14 protein-coding genes and 1 riboswitch are annotated in these 14,576 nt (G+C 67.7%); of the genes, 7 read left to right on the top strand and 7 right to left on the bottom strand.

Annotated features, from left to right (window positions below; all coding sequences use genetic code 11):
* Positions 1-13: 13 nt before the first annotated feature.
* Complete coding sequence (locus tag OEJ36_RS13530) at positions 14-352, top strand: hypothetical protein (protein ID WP_021218070.1); 339 nt, start codon at positions 14-16, stop codon at positions 350-352.
* Positions 353-393: 41 nt separating this feature from the next.
* Here OEJ36_RS13530 and OEJ36_RS13525 read toward each other — a convergent pair whose 3' ends face one another.
* The 6 genes from OEJ36_RS13525 to OEJ36_RS13500 all read right to left on the bottom strand — a co-directional run bounded on the left by OEJ36_RS13525 (position 394) and on the right by OEJ36_RS13500 (position 8,108).
* The gene (locus tag OEJ36_RS13525) at positions 394-1,365 is read right to left on the bottom strand and encodes an aldo/keto reductase (RefSeq protein ID WP_263401926.1); all 972 of its coding nucleotides are present in this window, start codon (positions 1,363-1,365) and stop codon (positions 394-396) included.
* Between the two features lie 110 nt (positions 1,366-1,475).
* Positions 1,476-3,425 (bottom strand): cyclic di-GMP receptor LapD, encoded by a 1,950-nt coding sequence (lapD, locus tag OEJ36_RS13520; RefSeq protein WP_263401925.1) that lies wholly within the window; start codon positions 3,423-3,425, stop codon positions 1,476-1,478.
* A 10-nt stretch (positions 3,426-3,435) separates the two neighbouring features.
* The gene (lapG, locus tag OEJ36_RS13515; RefSeq protein ID WP_317891580.1) at positions 3,436-4,068 is read right to left on the bottom strand and encodes a cysteine protease LapG; all 633 of its coding nucleotides are present in this window, start codon (positions 4,066-4,068) and stop codon (positions 3,436-3,438) included.
* A gap of 488 nt (positions 4,069-4,556) precedes the next feature.
* A complete protein-coding gene (locus OEJ36_RS13510) occupies positions 4,557-4,802 on the bottom strand; it encodes a DUF1145 domain-containing protein (RefSeq protein WP_263401924.1) in 246 nt (81 codons plus the stop codon).
* Positions 4,803-4,898: 96 nt separating this feature from the next.
* Positions 4,899-6,272 carry a DUF1254 domain-containing protein gene (locus tag OEJ36_RS13505; RefSeq protein ID WP_263401923.1) on the bottom strand — a complete coding sequence of 458 codons (1,374 nt, stop codon included), beginning with the start codon at positions 6,270-6,272 and terminating at the stop codon, positions 4,899-4,901.
* Positions 6,273-6,320: 48 nt separating this feature from the next.
* The gene (locus OEJ36_RS13500) at positions 6,321-8,108 is read right to left on the bottom strand and encodes an alkyl/aryl-sulfatase (RefSeq protein ID WP_263401922.1); all 1,788 of its coding nucleotides are present in this window, start codon (positions 8,106-8,108) and stop codon (positions 6,321-6,323) included.
* Between the two features lie 96 nt (positions 8,109-8,204).
* Between OEJ36_RS13500 and OEJ36_RS13495 the strand changes: the two genes are divergently transcribed.
* Positions 8,205-9,110 (top strand): LysR family transcriptional regulator, encoded by a 906-nt coding sequence (locus OEJ36_RS13495; RefSeq protein WP_263401921.1) that lies wholly within the window; start codon positions 8,205-8,207, stop codon positions 9,108-9,110.
* Positions 9,111-9,237: 127 nt separating this feature from the next.
* Here the strand turns inward: OEJ36_RS13495 and OEJ36_RS13490 are convergent, their stop codons facing one another.
* A complete protein-coding gene (locus OEJ36_RS13490) occupies positions 9,238-9,774 on the bottom strand; it encodes a hypothetical protein (protein ID WP_263401920.1) in 537 nt (178 codons plus the stop codon).
* Between the two features lie 320 nt (positions 9,775-10,094).
* A riboswitch (guanidine-I (ykkC/yxkD leader) is annotated at positions 10,095-10,194 on the top strand.
* A gap of 66 nt (positions 10,195-10,260) precedes the next feature.
* On the opposite strand from OEJ36_RS13490, the gene OEJ36_RS13485 reads away from it, so the two are divergent.
* The 5 genes from OEJ36_RS13485 to OEJ36_RS13465 all read left to right on the top strand — a co-directional run bounded on the left by OEJ36_RS13485 (position 10,261) and on the right by OEJ36_RS13465 (position 14,433).
* Complete coding sequence (locus OEJ36_RS13485; RefSeq protein WP_263401919.1) at positions 10,261-11,328, top strand: putative urea ABC transporter substrate-binding protein; 1,068 nt, start codon at positions 10,261-10,263, stop codon at positions 11,326-11,328.
* Positions 11,329-11,432: 104 nt separating this feature from the next.
* On the top strand, positions 11,433-12,248 hold the full coding sequence (locus tag OEJ36_RS13480; RefSeq protein ID WP_263401918.1) for an ABC transporter permease: 816 nt from the start codon (positions 11,433-11,435) through the stop codon (positions 12,246-12,248).
* Positions 12,245-13,045, top strand: coding sequence for an ABC transporter ATP-binding protein (locus OEJ36_RS13475; protein WP_263401917.1), 801 nt, complete (start codon positions 12,245-12,247; stop codon positions 13,043-13,045). The genes OEJ36_RS13480 and OEJ36_RS13475 overlap by 4 nt, the downstream gene beginning before the upstream one ends.
* Positions 13,046-13,058: 13 nt before the next feature.
* Positions 13,059-13,787, top strand: a complete 729-nt coding sequence (locus OEJ36_RS13470) for an urea amidolyase associated protein UAAP1 (RefSeq protein WP_263401916.1) — start codon at positions 13,059-13,061, stop codon at positions 13,785-13,787.
* Between the two features lie 10 nt (positions 13,788-13,797).
* Positions 13,798-14,433 carry an urea amidolyase associated protein UAAP2 gene (locus OEJ36_RS13465; RefSeq protein ID WP_263401915.1) on the top strand — a complete coding sequence of 212 codons (636 nt, stop codon included), beginning with the start codon at positions 13,798-13,800 and terminating at the stop codon, positions 14,431-14,433.
* Positions 14,434-14,576: the final 143 nt, after the last annotated feature.

Raw genomic sequence — 14,576 nt, 5'->3', positions numbered from 1 at the left:
AAGGGGGTACCCCATGCTTTACGTTCAGCAAGACGACCAGGGTCAACTGGTGCGCGTGGAAGCGGCCGAGTTCGAAGGCTTCACCGGCATGCTCCCCGCCGATGACCAGCTCGTACTCGCCTGGTATTCCAACCAGACCGTCGAAGCCAGCCTGATGCAGCTCAAGCAGAGCGACCAGGAAATGATCCGGGTACTGGAAGACCTCATCGGCCTGCTGATGACCAAGGGCGTGATCCGCATCACCGACCTGCCCCAGGCCGCGCAATCCAAACTGCTCAGCCGTAACCAGGCACGCGAGGCCCTCGGCGGCCTGAACCGCCTGATCAACGACGAGGAGTCCGGCGTCATCTGACCCGGCCCCTGCTTTCCCCTTTGCCGCCGCTGCGCCGGGCCCTACTCCGGCAACGGCACATCCGCGCCAACCAGCTCCTCTTCCCGTAGCGCCAGCCAGAACGCCCGAGGCACCTCGGCCTGCAGTTGCGCCATGTACTGCGCCGGGCGTGCCGGTGTCGCGGTGCCGGGAATCACCGACAGCACCGCCGGGTTGGCCAGGCAGAACTGCAGCGCCGCCGCCCGCGAATCGATGCCGAAGCGCTCGCACAGCGCCATCAGCCGCTGCGCCCGGCGCTTCACCTCCGCCGGGATGCGGTCGTACTCGTAGTGATCGCCCCCGGCCAGCACACCCGAGTTGAACGGCCCACCGACGACGATGCCCACGCCGCGCGTGAGGCAGGCGGGGAACAGCGTCTCCAGCGCCTCGCGGTGGTCCAGCAGGCTGTAGCGCCCGGCCAGCAGGAACAGGTCCGGGTCGGCCTGCTCCAGCGCCAGCCGGCAAGGCTCCACCAGGTTCACACCCAGCCCCCAGCCACGGATCAGCCCCTCATCGCGCATGGCCGTCAGCTCCTTCGCCGCCCCCGCCATGGCCTGGGCGAAGTACTCGCGCCAGCGCGGGCCGTGCTGGTCCTCGGAGACGTCGTGGATGAACACCAGGTCGATGCGTTCCACGCCCATGCGCACCAGGCTGTCCTCCAGGGAACGGCGGGCACCGGCGGCGGAGTAGTCGAGGATGCGCCGGTTGGGCAGCTCATGGACGAAGGGCTTGGCGTTCTCCGGCGCGGCGGCCGGCTCCAGCACCCGGCCCACCTTGGTACTCAGCAGGTACTCGTCGCGCCGGCGGGTGCGCAGCAGGCGGCCGAAGCGCTCCTCGGCCAGCCCGGCGCCGTAATGGGGAGAGGTGTCGTAATAGCGGAAACCGGCTTGCCAGGCGGCCACCAGGGTGGCGTCGGCCTGCTCTTCGGCCACGGGGTGGAACATGTTGCCGAGCGGTGCGCCGCCCAGCCCGATACGCGGCAGGTGGATGCGCATGGAGCCTCCTGAAGTCGTGTTCTGGCGTACTTCAGGGGACCGGGTGAGGCGCGGGATGGTTCAAGGCAACGGCCGGAAGGCGGGGCCGCGGCGCCCGCCTCCGCCCGGGATCAACGCCAGGGAGCGGGAGCGCCGAACAGCTGGCCCTGGGCACCCTGGATGCCCATTTCCTGCAGCACCCGCAGCTCGCCCTCGGTCTCGACGCGCTCGGCGATCAGCGGCAGGTCGATGCTGTGGGCCGCACGCTGCATGGCCTCGATGAACAGGCGCTTGTCGTTCTCGGTGTCGATGGCGCGGATGTGGCTGCCATCCACCTTCAGGTAGGCCAGGCCCAGGCGCGCCAGGTTGCCGATCATGCTGAAGCGGCCGCCGAAGTGCTGCAGGCTGAGGGCGAAACCCAGCTCGCGCAGGCGTCGGGTCAGGCTCTCCAGCACCGCCTGCTCCGGCAACTGGTCTTCCTCCAGTTCCAGGGTCAGGCGCGGGCCCAGCTGCGGATGTTGGCGCAGCAGGTCGAGGGCACGGTTCAGCGCCTTCTCGTCACGCAGCAGCGCGCCGGAGAGGTTCAGCGCCAGGGGCTGGTCGTGGCTGGCCATCTGCGCCAGCACCAGTTCCAGCATCACCAGATCGAGGCGCGTGGACCAGCCGAAGCGCTCCAGCCAGGGCAGGAAACGCCCGGCGGGGATGCTCTCGCCCTGCTCGTCCGGCAGGCGCGACAGCACCTTGTAGTGCAACACCCGCGACGGCTCGCGGCTGGCCACCACCGGCTGGAAGAACAGCTGGAAGCGCCCCTGGGCCAGGGCCTTGTCCAGCAAGGCGTGCCAGGCATGACGGTCATCGCCGACGTTGCCGGCGCTGGTCTGCTCGATGCACGCCCAGGCGCGATCGGCCTGGCGCTCGGCCTGGGCCAGGGCCTCGTCGGCGAGCATCATCAGGTCCTGCTGCGACTCGCCCGGGGCGAAGGGCACCAGGCCGATATGGGCCACGGGATGGGTGTCGGTGGCACCGGTGCTGGCCAGGCTGCCCAGGGCGCCGTCGAGGCGGGTGGCCAGTTGCTCGGCCTCCTCGCGCACCAGGCCCGGCGCCAGCAGGATGAATTCACCACCGCGGCTGCGCGCCAGCAACTGGCCGGCGCCCTGCCCCGCGCTGTTGCGCGCGAGCTGCTCGGCCACGGCCTTGAGCAGCTGGTCGGTGCGCTGGCCGCCCAGGCGCTGGTTGAGGCCGGCCAGGTCGTTGACCCGCAACAGCAGCAGGTAGCCGCTGCTGGCCTGGTCCTCGGCACTCAGGCGGGCGCTGAGCTGCATCTCGAAATAACGGCGGTTGCCCAGGCCGGTGAGGCTGTCCTGGTAGGCCTCGTCACGCAGGCGCTCGCTGCGCTCGGCCTGCTCCTGGAACAGCGCCTTGAGCTTCTCCACCATCTGGTTCATGGCCTGCACCACACGGCGCAGCTCGGGGGTGCGCGGCAGTTGCGGTAGGCTGAGGAATTCGCGACGGGCGATGGCGTGGGATTGCTCCACCATGTAGTCCAGCGGGCGCAGCTGGCGACGCAGCAGCACGGCCCCGAGGCCGGCGCTGACCAGGCCACACAGGGCCAGCCAGCCGAGGCTGCCGAGGGCGCTCTGCCACAGCTTGGCGATGGCGAACATCGGGTGGCTCTGCACCTCGACCCGCGCGGCCTGGGTCCAGCCCCGGCTGACGATGGCATCGCCACCGGCCGACTCCAGGCCGATCAGCGACACGAACCACTGCGGCACCTGGGCCGCCACCGCATCGGGCACGCCGGTGCGCTCCACGATCACCTTGCCGGTGGCCATGTCGATCACGCGGATGCGCTCGAAGTAGCCGCTGTCGAAGATCGAACTGACCATCAGCTCGACCATCGCCGCATCGTCGATGTGCGGCGTCAGCGACAGGCCCAGGGCCGTCGCCGCGTCCTGGGCATGGGAACGCAACTGGTTGACGTACTGCTCGCGCGAGCTTTCCAGGCTGACCATGAAGCTGCCGCTGAAGGCGACGACCAGGAACAGGCAGATGGCGATCAACAGCTGTTTGAACAGGGACATCTCGACTCCGCTATTCGCTCGTGGGAAAGCCTTCGGCTTTCATCTTTTCCAATAGGTCCTGCCAGCGGGACAGACGCTTGGCGTCGCCCACCTTCTTGCCGCCGCCCTGGTTGCTCAGCCACAGGCCCTCGCCGTTGAAGGCGTAGACCGGCAACAGGTCACTGCGCTGGGAAGCCGGCAGGATGCTGCCGATCAGGTTGTCCAGCACCAGGGGCACCGCGTCGGGTTTCTCGTAATAGGTCAGCACCATGTGCGCCTGGTTCAGGCGCAGTGCCTTGACGTAGGTGATGCGCAGCTTCTCCGCCGGCACCCCCAGGTGACGCAGGCTGATGTACTTGGCGATGGCGTAGTCCTCGCAATCGCCCGCCCCGCGGCGCAACGCCTCCACCGGTGTCGCCCAGTAATCCACCTGGTTCCACAGGGCGAGGTCATCGGTGAAACGCAGCTTGGCGTTGAAGAAGCGATTGACCTCTTTCAACTGCTCCGCCTCGCTGGCGCCCACCTGGCTGGCCAGCAGGCGCTGCCAGTCATCGATGCGCTGCTTGCCATCGCCCAGGGGGCCATAGAGGGATTCGGCGCGACGGCTGATCAGGGTGAAATCCCAATCCGCCTGCAGGGCACCGGCCAGCAAGGCGAACAGCAACAGCAGCGCCGGGCCTATAACGCCCGGCCTACCAGTGCTTCGCCATTTGCCGATACTGCTGAGCAAAATCCGATTTCCTGCCAATGGAACCGCCAGGCGGCCCCGATAACGAGGCGCGAATGGTGCGGGCTGGAAGCGGAAAAAACAATGGCACAGTGCCCCTATCCGACCTGCGCCGTGGGCAAGGCCATAAGGGTTTCAGTGCCATCGGAAACACGGAGCCCCGTAGGTTGGGCTGAGGGACGAAGCAGCAGGGTCGGGTGAGACGATCGCCGGAAGAATGTGCAGGACCGGGCACACCGATCGGTGGAGGTAAAAAGCGACCTCCACCCGACATGCACAACGCCGTGCCGGTGTAGGTCGGGTGCAACCCGACAAGGGTTTCGCACAACAACATCGCGGGTTTCACCCGCCCTACCGCCATATCCCAACCACCGTGCCGACCGGCGCGTAGCCCGGGCTTCAGCCCGGGAACGGTGGTGGCAGGATCAGCGCAGCCCGCGCAGGTGGAGGAAGCCGAACAGCAGCACCTGGGTGCGCTCCAGCCAGGGGAAGGGACGGGCCTTGAGCTTGCGGTTGAACAGCGCGGCCTCGGCCACGTGGACCAGCAGCATCACACCGGCCACCAGCAGCAAGGGGCGGTGCAGGGGCTCGCCGAAGGGGTAGATGATGTTGAGGATCGCCACCAGCCAGAACATGGCCAGGGCGCCCTTGGCGAACGACAGGACGTGCATAGGGGTTCTCCATTGCAAGGTTGAGCCTTGCAGTGTGCCGTCTCCAGCCGCGCGCGCCTTCCGCACTTTCGTTTGGCCGGCGCGCGCGACTCGGGGTCAGTCCGCCTGCATCTGCACCGGTGGCATGCGCCAGCGCCCGTCGAGGATCTCCGCCTTCGGCCAGTACAGCCGGCCGGTCACGCTGAACACACCCTCGTGGGGAATCGGCAGCCAATTGGCCTGTCCCTCGCCTTGCGGTGCCTCGGCCTGCAGCAGGATGTCGAGGGAGCCATCGGGGTTGAACGCCAGCGCATCGCGGTCGCCCAGGGCGAAACGGTTCAGCGGGTTGGCCACCAGGAAACCGTCGCCGTCGTAGACGGTCAGCGACCAGAAGGCCCGCACCGGCGGCAGCGCATCGGCGGCGAAATGCATGCGGTAGCGCTTGCCGCCCTGCAGGTCCTCGCCCCGGCCATCCTGCACCGCATTGGGGTAGATGGCATCTTCCGCCAGGTTGGCGCCGAAGCCGGCCATGGCCACCGCCGCGCGCAGGCCGTAGTCCTCGCCATAGCGGCCCACCTGCATCGGCGGTACGCGCCAGCCGTCCTGCAGGTTGCTGGGGTTGGCCATGGCCTTGCGCACACCGCGCTCGGCCAGCCAGACGCCCAGGTTCACCGCCTGGCGCTGCAGCCAGGACCACTCCGCCACCGGTTTGCCGGGCTCCACGCCGAGCGCCGCCAGCTGCCCAAGCACCGGCGCATCGGCTGCAGGTGGCGGGTTGTCGTCCATCAGCGCAGCCAGGCGCTGGAAGAAGGCGCGGCTATCGAGGGCGCGCACCTGGAACAGCGGCGGCACCGACTTGCGCCCCTTCGCGGGCGGCGCCACCGAGGCCTGCACCTGGCCCGGCCGCCACTGCGCCAGGGGCGTGAGGCTGATGCCGGCCTGGATGGCGTGGACGCGGTCATAGTCCGCCGGGCCATTGGTCTGCACCCGGCCCAGCAGCCAGGCCATGCGCGTAGGCGAGCGCAGCAGGCTGAAGCCCTTCGGCACCTCGCCCTGCCAGCGCGGCCCCACCAGCAGGTAGCGCCCGGCGATATTGCCGGTGGTACGCGGCCCCAGGGAGGCGAATACGTTGGTCCAGGCATCGAGGAACTGCATGACGTTGTAGCGTTCGGTGGCCGGCAGCTCGAACACCAGCGGCCCCTGCTCCAGGTCCAGCCAGGCCACCGAGTAGAGGGTGTCGACGTTGGGCCGGACAATCTCGCGGAAGCCCGCGTCGGGGAAGCGCGGCACGTGCATCAGGCGGTTGATCGGCGCCATGTCGGCGCTGAAGTTGTCGCGGGTGATCTCGGTGAGCACCAGCGGGTAGCCGTACAGGTAGCCCTGGGCGGCGTTGCGGATCAGCTCGCGCTGGCTGAACAGCAGCAGCGCGGGCAGACCGACGAGCAGGGCCAGCGCCAGCAATGTGCGGCGCAGCAAGGGGGAAGTCTTCATGGCGGCCTCGTGGGCGGCGCCTGGAACGGCGCCGCCGGTTCAGGTGGGTCAGCGCACCGTCAGGGCGATGGGGGCGTCCTCGAAATCGAAGCAGCCGAGGAAGGTCTTGATGTCCAGCAGGTTGCCGTCGACCTTCACGTCGCCCAGCAGCGCACCCTTGAGCAGGCCGTTCTCGCCGCTGATCACGGTGTCGAGGTAAGTCTTGTCGAAGGTCAGCTTCAACGTGGTGCCCTCGGGGATGCCTGGGTGCATCTCCACCACGCCGCGGCGTATCTCCAGCGCCCACTGCTCGTTGATGTCGGGGAAGACGAAGCCCAGGGTGAGGTTCACGTCGGCGCTCTTCTCCGGGTCGATGCGGGTCACCCAGTTCTGCAGGAAGATCCGCGCCGGCAGATTCTTCAGCATGTCCGGCGAGAGGAAGGCGTTGCGCAGCCCCTGGGACAGTTGCAGCGCGGCATCGCCGTCGAGCTTGCCTTCCAGCTCCATGGCGCTCATCAGGTACCAGTTGCGCCAGTTGATGTTCATGCTGGCATAGCCCAGGCGGCGGAAGCTGCGGGCCTTGATGTCACGGGCCAGCTTGTCGTCATGGTCGACGCGGATGGCGTAGCTGGCCAGCTCCGCCGCCCACTGCCAATCCCCCTTGAGGTAGGCGTCGCCGGCGGCCAGCAGCAGCTTGTCGCGCCCACCCATGAGGGCGATCAGGCGCTTGGCCTTCTCCGCCGGCGGCGTCGGGTCGAGGTCCACCGGGTCACCCTGGAACCAGCCCAGGTAGCCCTGGTAGATCTGCCGCACGCTGTGCTTCACGGTGCCGTAGTACTCGCGCAGGTAAGGCGTGTAACCGGCCAGGTGCGGCGGCAGCTTGACCTTCTCCACCAGCTCGTCCGGGGTCAGACCCTTGTTCATCCAGCGCACGGTCTGGTCGTGGATGTAGGCGATGGCGTCGCGGGTCATGCGCAGCACCTCTTCCACCTTGTCGCGGCCGGACACCGGCTGGCCATGCAGCGGCACCATGTAGTCGGCCTTGAAGGCGCGCAGCTTGTCGAGGCTCTGCACCCACACCACCGGGTCGCGGAACTTGGTGCCGCGCAGGGTGTGGACGTTGGGCAGGGTCGGCCCCTGGGTCACCTCGGCGCTGATCAGCACGCGGTTGTCCGGCAGGTAGAGGACGATCTCGTCCGGCGCCTCGCTGGGCACATGGAGGAACTGCACCTTCAGCCCGGCGATGGTGGTATCCAGGGACTCCTTGAAAGTGATGGTCGGCGCGATGAAGGTGGAGGCGCCGGGATGGGCCAGCGGGCCGAGGCCGGCGTTCATGTCGCGCTTGTCGCTGTCCGGCAGGGCCGCACCGAAGCTGTAGCCCGAGCGCATGCCGAGGATCGGCCCCACCAGCGCGCCCTGGGTCACCACGTTGTCGAGCAGGGTTTCCTGGGCGTAGATCTGCACCTCGCCGCTCTTCACCTGCTCTTCGCTGACGAAGCCCTTCACGCCGTTGATGTGGTCCGGGTGGAAGTGGGTGTAGACGATGGCCTTGATCGGCTTGGCGCTGATCTTGCGGAACTCCGCCAGCACCTTGCGCGACTGCTCAGCGGACTCGCCCGTGTCGACGATGATCAGACCTTCCGGCGCCTCGATCATCACGCTGTTGGCCAGGTTCCAGCCCACCGCCGACCAGACGTTGTCGGCGATCTTGTAGACCTTCTCGTCGAAGTGCCGGGTGTGGTCGGCGAGCTCGGCGTTGATGCTCGGCTCCAGGGTCTCGTCGGGTAGCGCGGCGTCGGCGCCGAATGGCAGGGCGGCGGCCAGCAGCAGGCCGCCGAAGCGGGTGGTGATGCGCATGATGTCGGCTCGTTGTTGTTATGGGAGCAGACAGGCTGGCAGGCGCCGATCAATAATTCCAATGCATTCCTCTGCCGAAACCGATGCGGGATACGCATGAACGACCTACGCCAGCTCCGCCATTTCGTCGCCCTCGCCGAGCACGGCCACTTCGCCCGCGCGGCGGAAGCCGTCAACCTCAGCCAGCCGGCCCTCAGCCGCAGCATCCAGGCCCTGGAGGCCAGCCTCCACTGCAGCCTGCTGGACCGCGGCCCCCGGCAGATCAGCCTCACCGCCCACGGCAGGCTGGTGCTGGAACACGCCCAGCGCCTGCTGGACGGCCGCCGCGCCCTGCACAGCGCCGTGGCCCAGTTGGAGAACCTCGACAGCGGCGAGCTGCGCCTGGGTGCCGGCCCCTACCCCGCCGCACGCCTGGTACCCCGTACGCTGGGCCGCTTCGCCGGGGCCCACCCGGGCGTGCAGGTGCAGTTGCGCATCGAGGATTGGCACAGCCTGCGCAACCAGTTGCTGGGGGATGCCATCGAGCTGTTCGTGGCGGACGTGCGCGAATTCGAGGGCGACCCGCTGCTGCACATCACGCCCCTGCGCCGCCACGCCGGCACCCTCTTCTGCCGCCCCGGCCACCCGCTGCTGCGGCTGCCCCACATCCGCGTGGAACACCTGGCCGCCTACCCGCTGGCCGGCACCCAGCTGCCGGTGGAGGTGGCGCGCACCCTGGGCGCGCTCAACCAGAAGCCGCAGCCACTGGGCATCGAGTGCAACAACTTCATGGTGCTCAAGGCCCTGGTGGCCGACAGCGAGGTGATCAGCATGGCGCCCTGGGACGTACTGGCCGAGGACGTTGCGGCCGGCCGCCTGGCGGTGCTGCTGCCAGTGGACAACCTCGACGCCCGTTCCGCCTATGGCATCGTCAGCCACGCCGGGCGCAGCCTGTCACCGGCTGCGCGGGCGATGGTGGAGTACTTGCTGGAAGAAGACGCCCAGCCCATTACCGGCTATTGAAACGGGCTGCGTTGCCATCGCTGCGTTGAAAACAGGCTCGAGATGCTCATCTACGGTTCGTAGACTCCGCTCTCTCGCCTGTTTTCGCCTTGCGCTGGCTGCCTCGCCTAGGTTTCAGTGCTCTGCTTTAGCGACGGTTCTGCTGCGACCAATCACTGCGGTGCGGGCGGATGGGGTTTTCGTGGGGGCGTACCTGGTAGGCCGGCGGCACGGCGTAGCTGGGGCGGCCGCCGCCCTGGTTCCAGCCCTGTTGCGGCGGGCGGTTGCCGCCCCAGTTCTGCAGGCGCGGGGTGTAGTCTTGGCGACGCTCGTTCCAGTCCGGGCGCGGCGGGTTGCGGTTGTCCCAGCGCCGCGAGTCGTGCCGGTTGTCATGGCGATTGTCGTGGCGGTCGTAGCGATGGTCGTTGCGCCCGTCGTAGCGGCGGTCATGGCGCGGCGGCTGATAGGGCTGCGGGCGCACCTGGTAGTAACGCTGCGGCTGGTAGATGCGCTCGGTCCGGTAGTAGTAGGTCGGTGAACCCTGGTAATAGGCCGGCTGCTGCACGACATAGCCACCGCCGCCATAGTTGCGCGGGTAGCCACGATAATCGTCGTCATAGTCGTAGACGGCACAACCACCCAGGGACAGGCCCAGTACTGCGATCAACATCGTTCGATAGGACATGGCGGCCTCCTTCGACCGCTGGGACGGCGCCAACGAATGTCGGCACCCGGGATTTCTCCCACAATCTTCGACACCGTTTCACACGGCCGGTGTGCATCCCTCCGTCGGCAAAATCCATTTCCAGTTGTTACCACGCACCAGCATGAAGCGCCCCGCCCCAGAGACGGGCACGGCGCGCCCCTGCGCACCGCTGAAATTCACCCCGCCCTCCTCCACAACGCCCGCCGCCAGTGGCTCGCGCCGGGTTGGCATGGCCTTCGCTAAGGATTAGGCGTGCAGGAGCAACCCGGTGGAAGCCGGGGTCCGCGGCACCACAATTTGCAATGGCTGGCTAGGGTTCCGGCTCGCGAAAGCGGGTGGCTGGTCCGAGAGCCGGCGACCTCCTCCGAGGTTACACGGCGGGACAAAAGCCCGGGAGAACGCGCCCCTGCAAGCAGGGAAGTGCCGCGCCGCTCCCGCTGTCCCTTACCGAACTGGAGGTCATCCATGCGCAAGCCCCGTCTGTTCGCCGTACTCGCTGCCGGCCTAGCCGCCGCCATCAGCTTCAATTCCAATGCAGCGCAGAAGGACAGTTTCAACGTCTGCTGGACCATTTACGCCGGCTGGATGCCATGGGAATACGGTGCCACCCAGGGCATCGTCGACAAATGGGCGAAGAAGTACGGGATCGACATCCAGGTCACCCAGCTCAACGACTACGTCGAGTCGATCAACCAGTACACCGCCGGCCAGTTCGACGGCTGCACCATGACCAACATGGACGCCCTGACCATCCCCGCCGCCGGCGGTGTGGACAGCACCGCGCTGATCGTCGGCGACTTCTCCAACGGCAACGACGGCCTGGTGATCAAGGGCGAGGGCAAGACCCTGGCCGACCTCAAGGGCATGTCCATCAACCTGGTGGAGCTCTCCGTTTCCCACTACGTCCTGGCCCGCGCCCTGGAGCGCGCCGACCTCAGCGAGAAGGACGTGAAGGTGGTCAACACCTCCGACGCCGACATCGCCGCGGCCTTCGACACCGATGACGTCCAGGCCGTCGCCACCTGGAACCCGATGCTCGCCGAGATCAAGGCCAAGCCGGGCAGCACCGAGGTCTTCGACTCCAGCAAGATCCCCGGCGAGATCATGGACATGATGGTGGTCAACAGCGAAACGCTGGCCGACAACCCCGCCCTGGGCAAGGCCCTGACCGGCGCCTGGTTCGAAATCGTGGCGCTGATGGCCAGCGACAACGCCGAGGGCCGTGCCGCCCTGGAGCACATGGCCAAGGCCTCCGGCACCGACCTGGCCGGCTACCAGTCGCAGCTCGCCGCCACCCGCCTCTTCTACACCCCCAAGGACGCCCTGGAGTTCGCCACCAGCCCGAAACTGCCGGCGACCATGGACAAGGTGGCGCAGTTCTCCTTCGCCCACGGCCTGCTGGGCGAAGGCGCCAAGGACGCCGACGCCGTCGGCATGAGCTTCGCCAAGGGCGTGGTCACCGGCGACAAGGGCAACGTCAAGCTGCGATTCGACCCGACCTACGTGCAGATGGCCGCCGAAGGGAAGCTCTGACCGCCGACACGGTTCCGTAGGTTGGTACCAAGCGCAGCGCGGCCCAACGTTGGGCCTCGTTCCTCGGCACCAACCTACCCGCCCCCTATCACCGAGACCTCGCCATGCGCCTGATCAACCGCCACCCGGACCGTGCAGGAAGGCTGCTGCTGATCCTGCTGCCCTTCGCCCTGCTGCTGTTCGCCTACTTCACCGGGTCGGCGGCGCGGCTCACGGAGAACCCCAACGACAAACTGCTGCCCAGCGCCACGCAGATGGTCGATGCGGTGCAGCGCCTGGCGTTCACCGAAGACAAGCGCAGCGGCCAATACCTGTTCTGGCAGGACAGCGCCTCCAGCCTCAAGCGCCTGGCCATCGGCCTCGCCGTCGCCGCCCTGCTGGGCCTGTGCCTGGGCATCGCCGCCGGCACCCTGCCGCTGTTCGGCGCGCCGTTGTCGCCGCTGCTCACGGTGCTGTCGATGGTGCCGCCGCTGGCGATCCTGCCGATCCTGTTCATCGTCTTCGGCCTGGGCGAGCTGTCCAAGGTGATGCTGATCGTCATCGGCATCACCCCGGTGCTCGCCCGCGACCTGGAGCAGCGCGCCCGGGAGATCCCCCGCGAACTGCTGATCAAGGCGCAGACCCTGGGCGCCAATACCTGGACCCTGATCCTGCGCGTGGTGCTGCCGCAGCTGCTGCCGCGCCTGCTCATCTCCCTGCGCCTGGTGCTGGGCTCGGCCTGGCTGTTCCTCATCGCCGCCGAGGCCATCGCCTCCACCGACGGCCTCGGCTACCGCATCTTCCTGGTCCGCCGCTACCTGGCCATGGACGTGATCCTGCCCTACGTGGTGTGGATCACCCTGCTCGCCTGGCTGATGGACCTGGGCCTGCGCCAGCTCACCCGCCTGGCCTTCCCCTGGTACGAAGGAGCCAAGGCATGAGCGCCTTCATCGAAGTGAAGAACCTGTGGCAGGAATACAGCGACCAGGTGGTGCTGGAGAACCTCAGCCTGAGCGTCGCCGAAGGCGAGTTCTGCACCTTGGTCGGCGCCTCGGGCTGCGGCAAGTCCACCTTCCTGCGCATGCTGCTGGGCCAGGAAACGCCCAGCCGTGGCCAGCTGCTTCTGGACGGCCAGCCCCTGGTGGCCGAGCCCGATGCCAGCCGCGGCGTGGTGTTCCAGCGCTACTCGGTGTTCCCCCACCTCTCGGTGCTGGACAACGTCGCCCTCGGCCTGGAGCTGCCCCGCGCACCGCTGTTCGGCCGCCTGTTCGGCGGTGCCCGTCGTGCCGCCCGCGAACAGGCCGCTGTGATGCTGGAGAAAGTCGGCCTCGGCCACGCCCTGGACAAATACCCCGCGCAGCTCTCCGGCGGCATGCAGCAGCGCCTGGCCATCGCCCAGGCCCTGGTGATGAAGCCCCGCGTGCTGCTGCTGGACGAACCCTTCGGCGCCCTCGACCCGGGCATCCGCAAGGACATGCACGAGCTGCTGCTGGGCCTGTGGCAGGAAACCCGGCTGACCGTGTTCATGGTCACCCACGACCTGGCCGAAGGCTTCACCCTCGGCACCCGGCTGATGGTCTTCGACAAGGTCCGCCACGACCCGCAAGCGCCCGGTGCCTATGGCGCGCGCATCACCTACGACATCCCCCTGAACAGCGACCGCCGCGCCGCGCGCGCCGCCGTCGAAGCCCTGCCGGAGCGCGTCACCCGTGCCCTGCAGCCCGCCCCGGCCCATTGAAAGGAGCCTGCCCATGACCGCATCCCTGGCCCTGCGCCCCACCCTTTATGAAGAAACCGTCCCCGGCGGCGGCCACACCTCCTTCGTCCTCAAGCGCGGCCAGCTGCTGCGCATCAGCGACATCGAGGGCGGCGCCAACGTCAGCCTGCTGCTGTTCAACGCCGCCGAGAAAAGCGAGCGCCTGAACCTGCCGGACAGCCTCAAGTGCCAGCACACCGCCAAGCTCACCGCCGGCCACTGCCTGTACTCGGACATGGGCCGCGTGCTCGCCGCCATCACCGCCGACAGCTGCGGCTGGCACGACAGCTTCGGCGGCGTGCTCAGTGCCAATGAAGTGCAGGAGAAATACGGCGCCGGCCGCTACCAGGAACTGCGCAACGGCTTCTTCCGCAACGGCGTCGACAACCTGCTGGTGGAGATGGGCAAGTGGGACCTGAACCTGCAGGACCTGCTCATGTGCCTGAACCTGTTCAGCAAGGTCACGGTGGACGCCGACGGCTGCTTCCACTTCCAGCCCGGCCACTCGAAAGCCGGCGACTACGTCGAACTCTACGCGCCGATGGACAGCCTGGTGGTGCTCACCGCCCTGCAGCACCCCATGGACCCCGACCCCGTCTACGCCCCGAAGCCGGTGAACCTGAGCTGGCACAAGGTCGAGAGCGACGGCATCAGCGTGCTCTGCCGCACCTCGCGCCCGGAGAACGGCCGCGGCTTCCACAACACCGAACGTCTGTACATCTGAGGGCTGCCCGATGAACCCCACTCCCAGCGACAAGCACCCCGAAGCCGCCGTCTACCGCGCGGTGATCGCCGCCGGCGAACCCTTCATGACCGAAGTGAAGGCCGGCCAGACCCTGCGCCTGCTCGACCTCGAAGGCAACCAGGCAGTGGACACCCTCTTCTTCAACGCGCAGAACCCCCGCGAGCGCTATGACGTGCAGCGCACCCTGCGCAAGCAGAACCGCGTCTACCTCAGCGCCGGCAGCGTGCTCTGGTCCAACCTCGGCAACCCCATGCTGAGCATCGTCGCCGACACCTGCGGCCGCCACGACACCCTCGGCGGCGCCTGCGCCCAGGAAAGCAACACCGTGCGCTACGCCCTGGACACCCGCTACATGCACAGCTGCCGCGACAACTTCCTGCGCGCCAGCCTGCACGACGGCCGCCTGGCCAAGCGCGACATCAGCGCCAACATCAACTTCTTCATGAACGTGCCGGTAACCCCCGAAGGCGGCCTCACCTTCGAAGACGGCATCTCCGCCCCCGGCAAGTACGTCGAGCTGGTCGCGCACATGGACATCATCGTCCTCATCTCCAACTGCCCGCAGCTGAACAACCCCTGCAACGGCTACAACCCCACTCCGGCGCAGGTGTTGGTATGGGAGTGAAAAGGCAGCTGGAAGTGGCAAGCGGCAAGCTGCAAGGGGTGCGGCGTTGGTTGTTCCTCTTGTGCCAGAGCCGTTCAGGGCAGTGCCTGCAGAACACCTCCAGACCTCGACCGTAGGCGCTCGCTCTGCTCGCGAAGCTTCGC

Origin of the sequence: Pseudomonas sp. PDM13 (genome assembly GCF_025685765.1) — a bacterium.
Taxonomy (GTDB): Bacteria; Pseudomonadota; Gammaproteobacteria; order Pseudomonadales; family Pseudomonadaceae; genus Metapseudomonas; species Metapseudomonas solani.
This window is presented reverse-complemented; position numbering and strand designations above follow the sequence as displayed.